Consider the following 16737-nt stretch of genomic DNA (forward strand, 5'->3'; position numbering starts at 1 on the left):
GGTTGCTGAGTTAACCAAAAACCTAGATAAATCAATGGATTGAGAGGGATAAAAAGTGAAGGAGGTGCAAGGAATAAGCTTTTAAACAATCAAAAGTAAATCACTTTCAACTTTGATTAGTGACTATTCTTACCTCCTCTAATTCCGAGTTCTGACTCCTGACTCCTACAGTTAACGAAAAGACTTTTTCAGCAACCCCTAGTTACAGATTATTTTTGGCGGGAATTACTAGCTACGAATATAAGCAGAGTTCGATGTGTTGCTTTTATTTTAAAAAGGTCAGGATTTGCGAGTCCGATTCCTTTGACATTCATCACAAAATATAAATAAATTGTCAGTTCGCGATCGCATGGAGGCCTGTGCGAAACTGGGTTTTTTACGCCCGTGTGCGGGTCCAAACGCGTCTTTTCGTCCATCAAACCCTGTTTTGAGGAGTCGGAGTGCGATCGCCAACTGATTGTAAAAACATACTAAAAAAGGTAAGGCGGGCATTGCCCACCTTACCTGCACACATTCGGCGCTAATTATGTTTACATTTTGCCCTGAAATTCCTCCAAAACATCCATCAACTGAATTTGACACTGCATCGGAATCAAATCGGCCAGCGGCACTTCTCGCTTGCCGCCGCCCAACTTGACTGAAATTCCTTGCAAAACTCGTTCAACTTTGTCAGTATCTAAATCGCCATCTTCTAGCATTGAATAAAGTTGTTGGGCAACAATGGTATGCAGGTGGGCATCGCGGAGATACAAATGCCACTTGGCAATGTCAATGTAGACATTTTCGCCGATTTCGGCTGCTAAGGATTCGATCGCCTGAGTAGTATTAGCCATATAAAAAGCAGAACGTTATTGGTGATCCGTCAAAAAAAGTTAACCAATCGCCGACAACTAACTTCCTTCAGCCAGAATCTTTGGTGAGGGGCGAATAATCGGCGATCGCAAAAATGAAAATCGCGTGGGCAAAAACTACTAAAGCCCATACACCCGTAACCGAAATTGCCCAAGGCCAATCAGCCTTTTGCAAATTGTGAACAAACCACAAACCAGAATTTGTAGCAGAAAAAAGACCGACGTGGATGGCAAAATTCATCCGGTCATCTAAACGGCGGTACTCTGGATCGTTGCGATCGGGTTTGCGGGGCCAACGAGGAGGCATAGTTTTTCACTTAATATTAGTAGTTCTCTGCCTATTTTAATCATAAGTGCAGCTTTTTGAATTCTGCCTCCCTCTTTCGGCATGAAACTTATGCCTCCACATTTTCATAGTCTCCAGACTTGCCGCCGCTTTTGCTTACCAGGCGAATCGATTCAATGGCGATCGACTTTTCCAAACCTTTCGCCATATCGTACAGAGTCAGCGCCGCCACCGAAACCGCCGTCAGCGCCTCCATTTCCACCCCAGTTTCCGCCTTCGTTTTCACCGTCGCCCGGATTTGATACCCCGGCAACCCAGCATCCGCTATCACCTGCACTTCCACCCTACTCAGGGGCAGCGGGTGGCACAGCGGAATCAAATGTGCAGTCTGCTTGGCCGCCATAATCCCAGCCAGCCTCGCAGTGCCCAACACATCCCCTTTCGGCGCATTCCCCGCTTCAATCGCAGCAAACGTCTCCGCCGACATCCGCACCCGCCCCGCGGCCACAGCTTGCCGCACAGTTGCAACTTTTGCCGAAACGTCCACCATTTGAGCTTCCCCGCTGTTGTCGAGGTGAGTTAGCTGCGGGCGATCGGGCAATTTAGAAAAAGTTTGGGAAAAATCTTGCATTATTTTGAGAATGGTGTTATTATTAGATTCTGTGAGAAAAGAACCTAATCAATCTTAGATTAAATCTGAACTCAACAGGGGCTTGTAGCTTAGTTGGATAGAGTGCATGGCTACGAACCATGAGGTCGGGGGTTCGAATCCCTCCAAGCCCATTAAACAAACAATAAGTTGGTAGTGAGGACTGAAGTCCTCTCTTTTCCATATAGGTTCATAGTGAGGACTTCAGTCCCTAACGGAGTGACAAGCCCGTCATTCGATTTTAGATTTTAGATTCCAGATGCTTTCGATCGACCCCACGGATAAATTCGGGGGCTCTTCTGATTTGAGATTTGAGATTTTGGATTGATTCGGCGGATCGATGATCGCGCGGCGGATACCACCTTTAAAATTCGCTTGTCAAAAGCCCCATCGGTGACGGACTTGACCAACTCGATCTAAAAAAAGATGGGGTATATATTATTGTTTGAGTGTCGCCATCCAATACTTCGGACAGTTTTAGATCGAGTCGAGTCTCCGAAACCCTTACGGGCGATATAAAGCCCATTTGACATCTTTGAGTTTTTGGGTTGGGTGACGAGAAATATAGAGATGAAACCCGGTTTCTGATATTTAGGCAGAATAGATATCAAATAGGTTCTATAGTGGACTATTTTTTCAAGGTTTGAGTCTAGCGCCCTTGTTGCGTAAAATGCGTGAAAAATGGCAGGGCTTGCTCGCCCTCGGCTTACAGGGCCGTTAAAAAATAGTCCGAACTATTGTTCTATGCAGCTTCACCAATAGTTCGGACAGTTTTTTAACGACTCTGTAAGCGTTATAGAGTAAGCCCTGGCATTTTTAATGATTTTTTGAAACTCAGGGCTAGACTTAAAGATTGAAAAAATAGTCAGCCCTATAGCCATCAAGGGTTTGAGATACTCGATTAGAGCTAAAACTGTCCGAAGTATTGTTCACATTAAATTAGTATTAAGGATTAGAGGATTTCTCGGAGCTTGAGTTTATATGGGGCAAGCAGATGTAAGAAATCGACCTGTTCTCATTTTATGTTCAGAAGGAGAAAGCCATGTCTAAATCACTGCGAATTCTTTATGCAGCAGGACCGGGAAACATCATAGGAACTTATGGCTATTGGAGGAAAGGAGAAGACGATCCGTCACAAGTTGCAATTACTTATTCCAGCCAATTTTATGATGCGTGCCGCGACTTGCAAGCAGAGGGCTACGTCATCTCCTCCTGCGAGGAAAAAGAATACTTGCAAGATGGTAACTACATTCTGGAACACCGCCCCAACCCGTTAAGGAACGCATCGGGTTTGTTGTATCACCTGGGTCATATATGGTACGGCTTAAGGTTGATTGCGACTGCGATCGCGTGGCGGGCTAAAGTTGCGATCGTCGCCGATGGAACCACACACTGGTTTGTTTTATCTCTACTTTCTTTCCTGGGAGTCCAAGTTGTCCCTTCGCTACACTGTACACCCAAGCGCAAATTTGGTTCGCCAGGCAAGCTCGATAAATTACTTTCAACACTGAATCGCCATTTCTTTGCAAAAAGCTGTACCGCAATCATGTCAATTTCCGATGAGATTGACAAACAACTGGCAAATATCACAGGAGGTAAAACCAAATCTATCGTGCAGTTCAAACCCACTTACCGCCACACGGAGTTTGCAACAGTAAAGCAACCCGATGGCGAACATTCCCGTTTTCGGGTACTATTCGCAGGTCGGATTGAAGCAGATAAAGGTGTTTTCGATCTGGTGGAAATTGCTAAACGTTTTGCAGCGCTTGGCCGAAATGATATTACCTTCGATATTTGCGGCACTGGTTCAGTGCTAGATGCTTTGCGCGAGCAAGTAAAGCTTGCTGGTGTTGATTCCGCCTTTACATTTCACGGTTACTGCAACAAGCTCAAAATGCACGAGAGGTTCTCTGAAGCCCACGCTGTCATCGTACCAACAAAGACGAATTTTGTAGAGGGATTCAACAAAGTTGTAGCAGAAGGCGTTCTATCGAGTCGTCCCGTGATTACCTCAGCAGTCTGTCCCGCCCTGTCCCACATGGACGGTACGCTGGTAGAAGTTCCACCCGATGATGTTACAGCATACGGTGACGCCCTACTCAAGTTGTGCGACGATCGCGAATTATACGAGCAAAAGCGACAATACCCACAACATTTGGTAAATCAATTTTATGACCTTTCCAACGGCTGGGCTGCCGCGCTCGAATCAATTGTGACACCACAAGATAAAAACGTGCCTTCAGAAAAAACTTTATAGAAAATCTGCCGGACTGCGGGGGCAAATTCCTTCTAAATTTTCTAGGTCGCTAAGGCATTTTATAGTTCAATACCGTTTACTTAAGGCCGAACAAGTGGTAAACTGGGTATTTCGTGTGCGATCGCAGATAAATTTGTAGGGGTAGTGCCAAGAGTGCCTACCCTCCTATCTATCTGGCTCTTCAAGGGGGAATAACCCTACAATAATTATGCAAATGATGCGAGGATTGCTATACCGTCTTTTTTACTGGGAGTTAAGCAGGACTAAAGTCCGAACGATCAAACCGATTGTCACTTATTCAAAGCATAGACATCCTTGCCTCGCCCGATCGCAAATTTGAGCGAATGAGACAAATCTTTGCTACACCGAGTAACAAAAACCAGCAAAGCAAAAGCAGCTAGTCCCGCAGCCAAACCAAACATATTTCTGTAGCCGACTTGTTCAGCAACAAAACCTAAAGTCGGGCCAGCCAGCGCAATTCCCAAATCAAATCCGCCAATACAAAGCGAAAACAATCTACCCCTTTCATGAGGTTCGCACCTGTCCGACATCAGCGTCACCATCATCGGCATAACAGTACCGCCCGCGCAACCTTCAACCAAAGCTGCGATTAAAAAAGCATCACTGTTGTTAGCAAAATACAACAATAGCATAGACAGGGCGTAACAGATTAAGCCGCCAGTAATAAACAAACCGCGGCCGTATTTGTCCGAAGCCCGTCCCGTCACCAAACGCATACCGAAACTAGCTACAGCCGCCGTAGAATAAAATAATCCTGGATTCAAATTAGCCTTAGTTTCTTGGATAAACAAAGGCATGAAAGTGCTCAAAGTTCCGAATACCAAACCCACCAGTAATAACACCAAAGCTGGAATCCGCACCCGGGGATTCCACAGCATTTGCCAGTATTTTTGGGTGTTTTTGTTTTCAGATTGCGAGTCAGATTTTGTTAACTCAGCAAAATTAGGTTCCGCAATTTTGCTGGTAAAAAATACACCAATTGTGGCGAAAGTCGCCGACATCGCAAACAAAGGAGGATAACCAACCCAAGCTTGGACAAATCCGCCAATCGCTGGGCCTATCGCCAAACCAATAGGCGCTACCAAACTCATGTAACCGATTAATTCGCCCCGTTTTGCCGGCGGTGAAAAATCAGTCACTAAGGCGCTGTAAGCTGTGGTAAAAGCGGCGATGCTAATGCCGTGAAAAGCCCTGATAAATAACAGTAAGGAAACCGATTTAGCGAACAGGTACATTATAGGGGCGATCGCAGCCACTGACACCCCTAGCAGCAAAATTTGTTTTCGCCCCCTGCTGTCGGCTATTTTGCCCAACTGCGGCCTCGATAGCAAAAGCCCGAGCGCAAATGCACCCATCACAAAGCCAATTTGCTGTTTTGTGCCGCCCACAGATTGAACGTACAGCGGCAAAGTTGGCAGCAGCGAAGCCAAACTCGACCAGAATAGCAAACCTGCGGTGAATAAAGTCAGCAAGCTGCGTTTGCGTTGGGGATCGATGTCGCTAAAAATATTCAAGATGCTCCCTTCCCTTCAAATCTTCTGAGTGCGATCGAGCTAATACCAATTCTCGCCTCCAGAAAGCTACAATCCTGAGTGTTAAGTTTGTTTCCTGAGAGACTGTCCGCAGCGGTGCGGATATGTAAGATTGTCGCTCTTTTTTGGGATTTAAGGGTAGCGATGCACCCTACAGCTACTGTTGCATGAGTTTTGAGAATTAGTATAAAGTCAAGTCTATCTATCATTGTGTTGCAATTTCTTAATATTTGCAACCCAAAAAGTTGATATTCTACCCACAGTCAACAGTCAACAGTCAACAATTCCCCAGTCAACAGTCAACAGTCAACATTCTTACCAATCAACCTCTGCCCTTTCCTCCATCACCCGGTGATAAACCCACTCGGTTTCCATCGCCAACTTCGGCCAACTAAATCGCCGTTCCAAATCCTCATAAGCATTGTCAACCAACCACCGCGCGTAACCCGGATTTTTCAACACTTCCAAAATTCCCCAGGCCAAAGAATCCCGATTATTTGCCTCAGTGACAACGCCTGTTTTTGTATGCTGCACCACTTCCGGCAAGCCGCCCGTATTGGAAACTACCACCGGCACCCGGGCTGCAAAACTTTCTAGCGCTACAATCCCAAAAGGTTCGTAAAGACTTGGGAAAACCGCGCAGTCAGCCACTGTCTGGAATTTGTCGAGATCTTCCTCAAACATGAAGCCAGTAAAATAACACTTATGCCAAATTCCTAAATGCCAAGCCTGATGTTTGAGATGGTCTGTATTGCCACCACCAATAATCACAATTTTCGCTTTGCCGCCCATTTCCCAAATTACTTGAGGTGCTGCATTCAGAAATACCGCAATCCCCTTTTCGTAGCTAATTCTTCCTACATAATAAACTATTTTTTCATCGTCTGCTGCAAATTGACGGCGGAAGTTCATCGCGTCAAATTCGTGCCGTCTGGGCTTTTTTTCAGCTCTAATTCCGTTGTAAATTACCTCGATTTTGTTCCACGGAGTCGATAGTACCCGTTCGGCTTCCCGCCGCATATAGTCGGTGCAAACAATTACCCGCCAAGCGTTGTAAGCGAGGTGGTTTTCCTTGGTGTTAATGTAGCGCTGTCCGTCATTGTGGATGCCGTTGAAGCGCCCGTATTCGGTGGCGTGGATGGTGGCAATCAGGGGGATTTTAAAGGTATGCTTGAGGGCGATCGCCGCATCTCCCACTAACCAATCGTGAGCGTGGATCAGGTCGAAGGGGCCTTCTTCCAGTATCAGTTTGCCGCCTAGGTGGCCCATACTTTGGTTGAGGTTCGCCACCCAGTGAAAAAAGTCCTTGGCGTGTCCCACCACCACCCGATGCACCTGTATTCCTTCTACCACTTCGTACATCGGTGCGTGTCCGAACTCTACTGTAATTAAGTGAATCGAGTGGCCCAGCTTCACTAATTCTGGATACAGTTCCGATACGTGGCGGGCGATGCCACCTACGATTCTGGGAGGAAACTCCCAGGCTAATGCCAAAATTTTCATCTTTCTGTACTCCAATAATTTATATATCTTAATGTTTATTGTTGACTACTTTCTTGTATAATCCCAAACCTTATTTTTGGGGAAAGCGCAAATTTATGCCCGAAGGCTGACATTTTGCAGCCGCAAGGATGGAAAATTATGCAGAAACCTGGTGTTTGCAGGAATTGCTCGATCGCCCGATCGCCAAAAAAAACACCCGGTTTCTGGAATATTTGGGCACCGCCGCCCGTACCCGCTTACCCTTGCTTCAAAATCGGTGTCAATTCGCGACGAAAACGGGCCCAAGCCGCCGCTGCTACAGAATTAGAAGCAGCACCCTTACGCATCAAAATCGCGCCGTCTTCAAAGCCAAGAATTCCGTATTCTCCTGAGTAGGACATTCGATCGATCTGCGGGACGATCGCCTGCAACTGTCCCCGTTCCCGGCGAAAAGCAGCTTGATACTGCTGCAACTGCCACATATCGGCAATTACATATTCCATCTTCACCGCCTCCCCCGCATCATTGCGGAGTTCAAACATCGGAAACCTGAGAATTTCCCGGCGGCTTGACAAAATCGGCACAATATTATTCGTTGCAGTCACGCTAGCATCTGCAGGAATTTGAGCCAAAAGAGGCCGGACTTGAGAAACGTGGTGCCACTGTCGGATCAGAGGAACCTGCACCCAAGGGTCGATCGCATCGGGCAAAATCCCAGAAAAAGTCCGATTTGGGTTAGACGTGAAGGTAAAAAATAGCGACAAGCAAATGCAAAACCCCCAAAAGCGGCGAAACTTTGAAGAAGAAGGGAAAGGCAAAACTGCTGAAGGAAAACGCAAAATTGTTTGTTCTCGCCTCTTAATTTTATCCTCTTCTTTTTGACGATCGGCCCACCACAAAATCGCCCCGTAAAACAGCCCTGGAACCACCGTCATCGCATAGCGAATATTAATCGCCAGGACAGACTCTCCTTTGGCTAAAAATAGCTTCAGCAGCGGAAACCCAGCGATCGTCCAAGACGCAGGCGCGAAAGCAGGAACTAAAGCTAAGGGCAACCACTGACCCAGCAGGTATTTAATCTTACCAAAGAACGGCGTAAATAGTTCCCCCACCAACCGCCCCGGATTGCTAACCATTCCCCAAATAATTTCCAGAGTCGAAGCTTCATCTCCATCGGCATATTGACCGAAGCGTTCCATCATAAACCGCTCAGAGATGTCAGCAGAAAACAAAGGCATAATCAAATTTGTCAGGACGATCGTGTAACCAAAACTGAGAATGCAGACAGCCAAACCAGTCCGAGGGTAGCGCCGGCTCAAAATTAGATAAACCCCCACCCCAAATAAAACAACTCCCCCATCTTCTCGCACAGCCAAAATTAAAGTTGCCAGAATCCCAAACAGCGGCCAAGTGCGCTTCTCCATCGCCAGCAGCAAGCTAAAAACATAAAGCGGAATTTGACAAACATCGTGAAAATTGCCCAAAGTCGGGCCGATGACTGCGTTAGCTGCGTAATAACTCACCACAATTGTCGCCGACAGCCTTGGTTCCAGATAGTGTCTGGCGAGGGCGTACAGGACTAAACCAGCCGCCGTAATTAAAGTCACCTGCAACACCGTCAAAGTCACGGGCGAGGGAAACAGCGAGTAAATTGGCAGCCACAGTATCAGTGCCGGGGTGAAGTGCTGCCCCAACCGGTAGTATGATACTTCCGGCAGCTCGTTGTGGTGGACGACATTGGTTGACAGTGCCGAAGACAGCGAACTCTCAAACAAGTGACCCCGAGTGCCGTTCCAGAAAAGTTGATTGAAAATGCCTTGGTCGTATGTAGCGTAAAAGCTGTAGTAGCGGTGCAGCGTCAGCAACAAGCACAGCACAAAAAAGGCGATCGCCACTTTCACCACCACCTGCAGCGATTCATTTTTCTTCCATCTCAAAAATGTCATGGGCCCGCCGTAATCAAATCATCGGAGATTAGCATAAATCTAAAGTAAGTATTAAATTAAAGTAGAAGTGAAATAACTCGGCTCGGCAATGGTCAATTATTTTCACCAGATCGAAAAGCTCAACAGCGTCAATCCAACACCAGGCACCGGCGACACCGACAGTTCTCCCGAACGGCCGGCCAATCCCGCACCGCTTTTGCAGCTTTTGCTGTTCGTAGACAAGCGTCCCTCTTCCAGGGAACAGACCAGACACATCCGCCAGTACCTACAGGATTTGAAGGCAGAGTGCGACTTCGATCTTCAAATCATTGATGTCGGAGAACAGCCGGATTTAGCAGAACACTTTAGACTTGTAGCTACTCCCTCCCTGCTCAAAATTCATCCCGAGCCCCGACAAACTCTCGCCGGCAGCAATTTGATCGCCCAACTAGAACAGTGGTGGCCCCGCTGGAAGCGTTCTGTAGAAGAATACGCAGCCCAGCAGCAGTCGGCCCCAGCTCAGACTGCGGCGGCGGCGGCCGACCCAAAACCAATCTATTCTGTTGCTTGCGCCACCGAGCTCGTGCAGCTTTCCGATGAAGTTTTTCGCCTCAAAAAGGAACAAGAACACCTGCAAGAGCAGTTGCAGTTGAAAGACCGGATTATTGCGATGCTGGCTCACGACTTGCGAAATCCTTTGACAGCCGCATCTTTGGCTTTGGAGACTTTGGAGTCAAGTCAGAAGGTGAAAGAGGGGGAAAAGTCGCGTTTGACACCGACTTTGGCGGCTCATTTGATGAAACAAGCCCGCCGCCAAATCCGAATTGTCGATCGGATGATTACAGATATCCTCGAAGCGGCCCGGGGCACAAACGCTCAACTTCACATTCAAGCAAAAAAAATAGAACTGGGAGGGATTTGTCAAGATGTAATCCTGCAATTTGAAGATAAATTTCAGACCAAAAGTCTGAATTTGGAAACAGACATTCCCACAGATTTGCCCTTGGTTTATGCCGATCCAGCTCGCATCAAACAAGTCATAGTCAACCTGCTTGACAATGCCAGCAAGTACACCCCAGAGCAAGGAACTGTTAATATTTCAATTCTCCACCGCACTGCTTACAAGGTTCAAGTCAGCATTTGCAACAGCGGCCCGGGAATTCCTCAAGAAGATTGTGCAAGCATTTTTGAAGATAGCTTTCGGTTGCAGCGAGATAAATCAACAGACGGTTACGGCATTGGGCTGTCTCTGTGTCAAGGCATTATCCGCGCCCACTACGGTCAAATTTGGGTAGACTCTGTACCCGATCAAGGCACTTGTTTTCACTTTACTCTGCCTATTCAAAATTGACTGTTGACTGTTGACTGTTCTTAGTAAGCTGTTTTCCATATATAGGGGTTTTCAAGCGTTGTGAGGTATGCCATATACCATATACCCAGCGGCACCTCATCTTTCTGAGAAAGGCTATAAATTATAGGTCAAAAAACAATTCCCCGTCTTGTGGGGAGGGCGGGAGACCCGACAAGAATTTCCTCACACTTGACTGTAAAATTTAGATGCGCCTAGGCTTATTAAAATTCAACTTGAACGCAGTGCAGCAATAATCTGTTCGTTGGCTTTGGGAAAAGTAAACTGGTCAATTTCGTCGAGTGTCACCCAGCGAATTTCATCGCATTCGATCGTCTGCGGTTCCCCCCTGACGTGGCGGCAGTGGTGCACGTAGAGCCTAACTGTAAATTTAGTGTAGTCGTGGTCAATTGTAATCAGACGATCGCCAACTTCCACAACAATCCCCAACTCCTCCATAATTTCCCGCTGTATGCAAGCTTCGATCGTTTCCCCACTCTCAATTTTACCCCCAGGAAACTCCCAGAAACCCCCGTGCATTCCGTGTTGAAGCCGTTTGTCAATCAAAATTTGTTGTCTGTTGTTCCAGATTACAGCAACGCCTATAACTTTGTGGGACACAGGAGAAAGAGACATATTAATTGGGAATTGGGAATTGGGAATTGGCCCGCGCAGGGAATTGGTCATTGGTCATTGGTCATTGGGAATTCAAGAATAATATCAATAATTATTCAATTATTTAATCAACAATCTAACATCTAACATCTCAAATCTCAAATCTCAAATGTCAAGCCCCCATCTTGCGAAGGGGGCTTGACATTTGGATAGCTTAAATGTTAATAATCTACTAATCGTCCGAGCCGTGTCTCTCACTGGCTTGTATGGACTTTTCAAAAGTCATGCGCTGTTCGGCATTTTTGAGAAAATAACCGCTAATCATGGCCGAGGCGAGCAATCTACCCAAATGTTCGCGACTGGTAGTCACTGTCACCCCGAAGTGTTCCGAAGGCAAATTCCCCAAGAGTCCGACAATATTTCGCTCCATTACTTGAAATACTTCATGAGAAGTCGGCTTAGACAACTGAGAAACAGTGTCTGGAGCCATTGACTGCACGTATTGCCATAATAAGTTGGCATTTTCTCCGTCTTCTTCAAAGAATTCTGGGGATTTATTATCTGAATTACTCACGAGTACCTCCGTTTCACAGACAGCTTGTTATTTTAGATGCGGGCGGTTAAATTAAGTAACCCTTACGCGATCCGATCGCTGTTGATCTTTATTACTAAGTAATTACTAATGTAGCAGGACAATCGCCACAACCGAGTGGGCACAACCGAATTAAAGTCGGCGGTTTTTACGATTTTAGATTGGGGATTGACCATCGGGTGTGTCCCGGCACAATCCCCAATCTAGTTAGCTGGCGAGATAATCGTTGATATCTTGCTTGCGCTTGCGGAGTTTAGTCAAAGCTTCCCGTTCTATTTGCCGCACTCGTTCCCGACTGATGTTGAGACGATCGCCTATTTTTGCCAAAGTTAAGGTTTGCCCGTCTTCTAAACCAAACCGCAAGGCCAGCACTTGTCGCTGTTGCTGAGTCAGTTCTGCCATCAGATGATCCAGATCGGTCCGCAGAGAAGATTGCAGGGCAAAATCTTCTGGGGTAGTACCGGTATCTTCCAACAAATCGCCCAACTCAGTATCTTGATTGTCTCCCACGCGCAAGTCCAGGGAAAGTGGCAGGCGCGCGCGATCGAGATATTCGCGAATTTGCTTGGGTGTCAAATCTAACTCAGCAGCCAATTCAGCAGCAGTAGCCGCGCGGCCGAGCTGTTGAGCTAGCTGGCGCTGAGCTTTTTTAATTTTGTTGAGTTTTTCGGTAATGTGGATCGGCAAGCGGATGGTGCGACCTTTTTCGGCGATCGCCCGAGTAATTGCCTGACGAATCCACCAATAAGCATAAGTAGAAAATCTGTAGCCCTTAGTCGGGTCAAATTTTTCGACTCCCCGCTGCATCCCGATCGTGCCTTCCTGAATCAGATCGAGTAAGTCTACGTTGCGCTTGATATATTTTTTGGCAACAGACACTACCAGGCGCAGGTTAGCTTCCACCATTTGGCGCTTTGCCCTTTCCCCGTGGTCGATTGTCCGCTGCAACTGTGCCTCAGACAACCCGACTGCCTGTGCCCATTCAGCCGTCGTCGGGTCGCGGCCTAACTCTTCGGCTAAAATATTTTTCTCCTGATGCAGTGCGGTTGAGCGCTGTACCTGTTTCCCGTAGAGTATTTCTTGCTCATGGGTCAACAGGGGGACGCGGCCGATTTCCCGCAAGTAAGCACGAACAGAATCTGTATCTGAGGACTTAAGAGTTTTCATGAGCTTTTCCCGCTGAGGATCTTTGCCTCTAAAGGTTTGCGGTAGTCGCAAACCCCTAGCTTTAGCTGGGAAGGAAGGCGGGCGGGGATTTGCGCTTTCCTTCCATTTAAAGAGGCTTCGTTTGATGTATGGTAGCTAGCTGCTACTCCCAGTCAGCACCGTTTCAGGTTAGGTTTTGGTTGGGGCGTGCACAATACTAGGTTGTGTTAAGAATCTTAACATTTGTGAGAGCAGTTGGCTACATTTCTTCACATTTATTTCATGCAAGCCTGCACTGTATTGGTTTGAGAGTACCCGCAAACTAATTTCGCAGTTGCATCCTGTTAAACAAAATCGGGTAAATCTTAGAGGAGGAGAGAGAGAGGGAGATGCCACAGAGGGGGATATGCCGCAGAGGGGGAGATGCCCCAGAGAGAGGGATATGCGCCAGAGGGGGAGATGTCACCGAGATGGGGAGATGGGAGACGCTACCAGATGCTTTTCCAAAACGCAATTAAAAAATACAATTTAAATAGCCAACAACTTGTCAATAATCAGGCTGTGAATTTACAGATACAGTCGAGGACGCAGTGCGATCGAACAAACCGGGGTTTTTTCGGAAAAAAACCCGGTTTCTCGGTGCCGCGTACAGATCGTGACCGATGACTAATGACTTCGGTTATTGCTGAATTAGGGTTTGATAAATTGAGAGTGCGATCGCCCAAAAATAACACTTCAAAAAACGCAGAGTTTACGCAATGTCCTGAATATCAGTCAACTTGATCTTAAGCAAAATAGTCAAAAGAAAGGTAAAGCGAATTATATTTATGTCGGCTCTGGCAGAGAATTTATAGATTGTTATAAACCTCATAAATCTTAGTTGGAAAATCTGAAACTTGAATTATAAAAATGTAGGTCTACGGTAGGGGTTTTCGAGCCATTCATGAGTTTGTTGGTTAAATTAATCGGCAGCAATAAATTAATAAATGTACGATCGACCTTTCTAAAATTGAGTCAAAAGTGCGATCGCGAATCTCTTCTCGTTGCCCGTGCTACACTCAACAGATATGTTGTACCATTATCAAGAACAGGCTGTCGGGCCTGTTCCACAAAGAATGAGTTTTCTTGCAGGGTAGGCATCCTGCCTGCCCTTGGCACAAATTTAACAACTAGCTCCCAATTCAGCTTATGATTGTTATCGCTCCCGTCCTCAAACCCGTTAGCCAGATCGAGCTTACTCCCGGCAGTACAGTAACTATTCCCAATATAAGTTGGCTGTAATTTGAGTTAATTTTGGAGGAATTGGGAGAAAAGCGAAGAAGTAGAATTGCCTACAGCAACAGTACCTTAGAAATTATGGTTCCCCTGCCAGAACACGAAAGGCCGAAATATTTAATTTCCGATATTGTAAAAATTTTACTTGGCGCAACTGCAACCAATCAACACTTGCAAGTTTGGGTAAATTATGCTAAGGCGAACGGTTCGATTATTTCTTCGATGCGGCCTACGAAGTGTATATTACCGATCCGAGTTTACCCCATTCTATCTACGAAATTGAGGGTGCGCGCGATTGTGCGATCGAATTTCGTTCATTCTCCAAAAATGCTGGTTTCACAGGTACTCGCTGCGCCCTAACAGTCGTACCGAAGACTTTGACAGGAAAAGCAGCCGACGGTTCCGATGTCGAAATTTGGAAATTGTGGAACCGCCGCCAATCTACTAAATTTAACGGTGTTTCTTACATCGTGCAGTGCGGTGCAGAGGCGGTTTATTCCGAGGAAGGTAAAGCACAAATTCAGGCGTTAGTCAATTTTTACATGGAAAATGCTGCGATTATTCGCGAAAAATTGACAGCAGCGGGAATTGAGGTTTTTGGCGGCGAAAATGCGCCTTACGTGTGGGTGAAAACGCCTCATGGTTTGTCGAGTTGGGATTTCTTTCAGAAGTTGTTAGAAACTTGCAATGTGGTGGGAACTCCGGGTTCTGGTTTTGGTGCGGCGGGTGAGGGTTATTTCCGCATTTCGGCGTTTAATAGTCGGGAGAATGTGGAGGAAGCGATGAGACGGATTGTGGAGAAGTTTAAGGTTTAATATCCTACTAGCCAGCCAGGGAATGAATTCCCTGGCTAATAGCTATAGCGTTTATCAGAAAGATGAGGTATGCTGAGGTATGCTGTAACCCTTACATTGTCAAGCTTTTTCGGTCAAAATTCGTACCTCACTAAAGTGAGAAAGGCTATAAAGTCCTCGCTATGAGGACTGAAGAACTCATTAGTTTTATGTAAGAGGACTTTCGATTTGAGGCAAGGGTTTCAACCGCCGTCTTATCTCATACATCATATCGTGCGCGATCGGTTACGATAATAAAAACCAATCGCGAGAGCCGTCAATCTACTGGACACGATACCGCAACCAAAGAAACCGGGTTTTTGCAGTTTTTGCTTTCTGTCACCAAATATTCTCGAAAAAACCCGGTTTCTGACCGCCCAGGCTGTCGAGCCGGAAGAGCAACTTTCTATTTTAATTGTATCCATGATTGGAAACAAAAATATGCACCTGAATAGCAACCAAATTCGTCAACAGTTTCTTGAATTTTATGCGGCTAGAGCTCATCAAATCCTCCCCACTGAACCTTTTGCTGTCAACATTTCCTATTTAAATTCAATATCGCGAACTAATTTGTGGACTTTACCATTCTACCCTATTTCCCTCGGAGAAAAATACTCGCCCGAAAATCACAGTGCGATTTTACAAAAATATATTTCTCCGAATGTCCGGGTACTCACCGATCGCCATCCTACCTTTTTTGAGATGTTAACTCACTGGGGCGATTACTCCAAACAACAAGCATTAATTTGGGCTTGGGAACTTTGCACGGAAATTTATCAAATTCCGCGATCGCGATTGGTGGTTAGTGTAGATGCACGCGATACTGAAACTCTGGCTATCTGGCGCGACAAAATCGGCATACCCGAACAACAAATTATTATCAGCCGCTGGAATTCGTGGCATCCCAAGCCTTCCGGTCATTGTGGAATTTCTACTCGCATCCATTACGATTGTTATCCTGAAAGAGGCTATGAATTAGCTGCGTCGGAAGAAGATATCGAATTTCGATCTAAAAGTAAAGAAGAGTACGATCGCGAAGATTCTATCGGTCACATTCTACCAGAAGAAGATTTGCGATTTTTGAGTTTTTACCATCTGGTATTTATGGACTCAGAATCACCAAAATATGGAAATATAAGGACTCCTCTCAAGACAAATTATATGGCTTGCGGGATGAACTTAGAACGGTTAGCGGCGATTTTGCAAGGAGGATCTAGCTTTTATCAAACCGATTTGATATTGCCCGTGATTCTCAGGACGGCTAAAGTTGCGGGTGTGGAGTACGATCGCGCTGACAATTTAACTAAAGTTTCTCTCAAACTAATAGCCGACCAAATTCGTCCTGCCGTTCATTTGACTGCCGATTATATCGTCAAACCACCGCATCACTGGCCACAGTTTATTCATCAACTAATTCAAATGTGGTTGATGCGTGGGGTATTGTACTCCCAAATTTTAGGAATTGAGGAGCCTTTTGTTGAGCTGTTAATTGACAAAATTGTTACTTTTGGAGAAGTTTTTTATCCTCACCTGCGACAGCGGCAGAAAGAGATTGTTGCTTATCTGAAACCGCAAGAGTCTTACTGTTGGAGTATGTTGGATGGCGAGCGAAAAAAAGGGATTGTTAGCGGTTACTTGTTGGATAAACTTTTCCGCACCTACCATTGCTACAGACAAGACATTGAAAAATTGGCCCAGAAAAATAGCTTAACTATTGATTGGGATGGGTACAATCTGATGTTGGGGCCGGAGATAGATTGATAGTTTATAGCAGTTCTCACAAAGATTGGGTATCTATCGATAGATCCCTCAATTCCTCAATCCCCCAATCCCCCAATTCCTCAATCCCCCAATTTAAAATCTAAATGAGAATCCAGTGACAATGAAGTTACTCCCTTGATTGCTCGGCGATTGAAATCGCGTCT

At 46.0% G+C, this 16737-nt stretch carries 12 protein-coding genes, 1 tRNA gene and 1 pseudogene; 5 read left to right on the plus strand and 9 right to left on the minus strand.

What is annotated here, in order from left to right; genetic code table 11:
• Window positions 1–530 precede the first annotated feature (530 nt).
• The 3 genes from IQ270_RS02400 to moaC form a co-directional block, all read right to left on the minus strand.
• Window positions 531–833, minus strand: a complete 303-nt coding sequence (locus IQ270_RS02400; protein WP_193971613.1) for a DUF3181 family protein — start codon at window positions 831–833, stop codon at window positions 531–533.
• Between the two features lie 67 nt (window positions 834–900).
• The gene (locus tag IQ270_RS02405) at window positions 901–1158 is read right to left on the minus strand and encodes a 2TM domain-containing protein (protein ID WP_193971615.1); all 258 of its coding nucleotides are present in this window, start codon (window positions 1156–1158) and stop codon (window positions 901–903) included.
• A gap of 88 nt (window positions 1159–1246) precedes the next feature.
• Window positions 1247–1768, minus strand: coding sequence for a cyclic pyranopterin monophosphate synthase MoaC (gene moaC / locus IQ270_RS02410; protein ID WP_193971616.1), 522 nt, complete (start codon window positions 1766–1768; stop codon window positions 1247–1249).
• Window positions 1769–1846: 78 nt separating this feature from the next.
• Between moaC and IQ270_RS02415 the strand changes: the two genes are divergently transcribed.
• Both IQ270_RS02415 and IQ270_RS02420 read left to right on the plus strand, forming a co-directional pair.
• A tRNA-Arg gene (locus IQ270_RS02415) sits at window positions 1847–1920 on the plus strand.
• Between the two features lie 908 nt (window positions 1921–2828).
• On the plus strand, window positions 2829–4043 hold the full coding sequence (locus IQ270_RS02420; protein ID WP_193971618.1) for a glycosyltransferase family 4 protein: 1215 nt from the start codon (window positions 2829–2831) through the stop codon (window positions 4041–4043).
• A 290-nt stretch (window positions 4044–4333) separates the two neighbouring features.
• On the opposite strand, the gene IQ270_RS02425 is transcribed toward IQ270_RS02420, so the two are convergent.
• The 3 genes from IQ270_RS02425 to IQ270_RS02435 form a co-directional block, all read right to left on the minus strand.
• Window positions 4334–5578, minus strand: coding sequence for an MFS transporter (locus IQ270_RS02425; RefSeq protein ID WP_193971621.1), 1245 nt, complete (start codon window positions 5576–5578; stop codon window positions 4334–4336).
• 333 nt (window positions 5579–5911) lie between these two features.
• The gene (locus IQ270_RS02430; protein WP_193971623.1) at window positions 5912–7099 is read right to left on the minus strand and encodes a glycosyltransferase family 4 protein; all 1188 of its coding nucleotides are present in this window, start codon (window positions 7097–7099) and stop codon (window positions 5912–5914) included.
• Window positions 7100–7335: 236 nt separating this feature from the next.
• On the minus strand, window positions 7336–9024 hold the full coding sequence (locus IQ270_RS02435) for a DUF2079 domain-containing protein (protein ID WP_193971625.1): 1689 nt from the start codon (window positions 9022–9024) through the stop codon (window positions 7336–7338).
• Window positions 9025–9112: 88 nt separating this feature from the next.
• Here IQ270_RS02435 and IQ270_RS02440 point away from each other — a divergent pair, with 88 nt between their 5' ends.
• Window positions 9113–10354 carry a histidine kinase gene (locus IQ270_RS02440; protein WP_193971628.1) on the plus strand — a complete coding sequence of 414 codons (1242 nt, stop codon included), beginning with the start codon at window positions 9113–9115 and terminating at the stop codon, window positions 10352–10354.
• Window positions 10355–10582: 228 nt separating this feature from the next.
• On the opposite strand, the gene mutT is transcribed toward IQ270_RS02440, so the two are convergent.
• The 3 genes from mutT to IQ270_RS02455 form a co-directional block, all read right to left on the minus strand.
• Window positions 10583–10987, minus strand: coding sequence for an 8-oxo-dGTP diphosphatase MutT (mutT, locus tag IQ270_RS02445; protein ID WP_193971688.1), 405 nt, complete (start codon window positions 10985–10987; stop codon window positions 10583–10585).
• A 211-nt stretch (window positions 10988–11198) separates the two neighbouring features.
• Complete coding sequence (locus tag IQ270_RS02450) at window positions 11199–11540, minus strand: DUF760 domain-containing protein (RefSeq protein WP_193971630.1); 342 nt, start codon at window positions 11538–11540, stop codon at window positions 11199–11201.
• 225 nt (window positions 11541–11765) lie between these two features.
• A complete protein-coding gene (locus IQ270_RS02455) occupies window positions 11766–12725 on the minus strand; it encodes an RNA polymerase sigma factor, RpoD/SigA family (RefSeq protein ID WP_193971632.1) in 960 nt (319 codons plus the stop codon).
• Between the two features lie 1391 nt (window positions 12726–14116).
• On the opposite strand from IQ270_RS02455, the pseudogene IQ270_RS02460 reads away from it, so the two are divergent.
• A pseudogene (locus IQ270_RS02460) lies at window positions 14117–14794 on the plus strand (aminotransferase class I/II-fold pyridoxal phosphate-dependent enzyme); the annotation flags it as partial.
• A gap of 441 nt (window positions 14795–15235) precedes the next feature.
• Complete coding sequence (locus IQ270_RS02465; RefSeq protein ID WP_193971634.1) at window positions 15236–16573, plus strand: alanine--tRNA ligase-related protein; 1338 nt, start codon at window positions 15236–15238, stop codon at window positions 16571–16573.
• The last annotated feature ends 164 nt before the right edge of the window (window positions 16574–16737 follow it).

The sequence above is a fragment of the Microcoleus sp. LEGE 07076 genome (assembly GCF_015207455.1).
Classification (GTDB): Bacteria; Cyanobacteriota; Cyanobacteriia; order Cyanobacteriales; family Microcoleaceae; genus Microcoleus.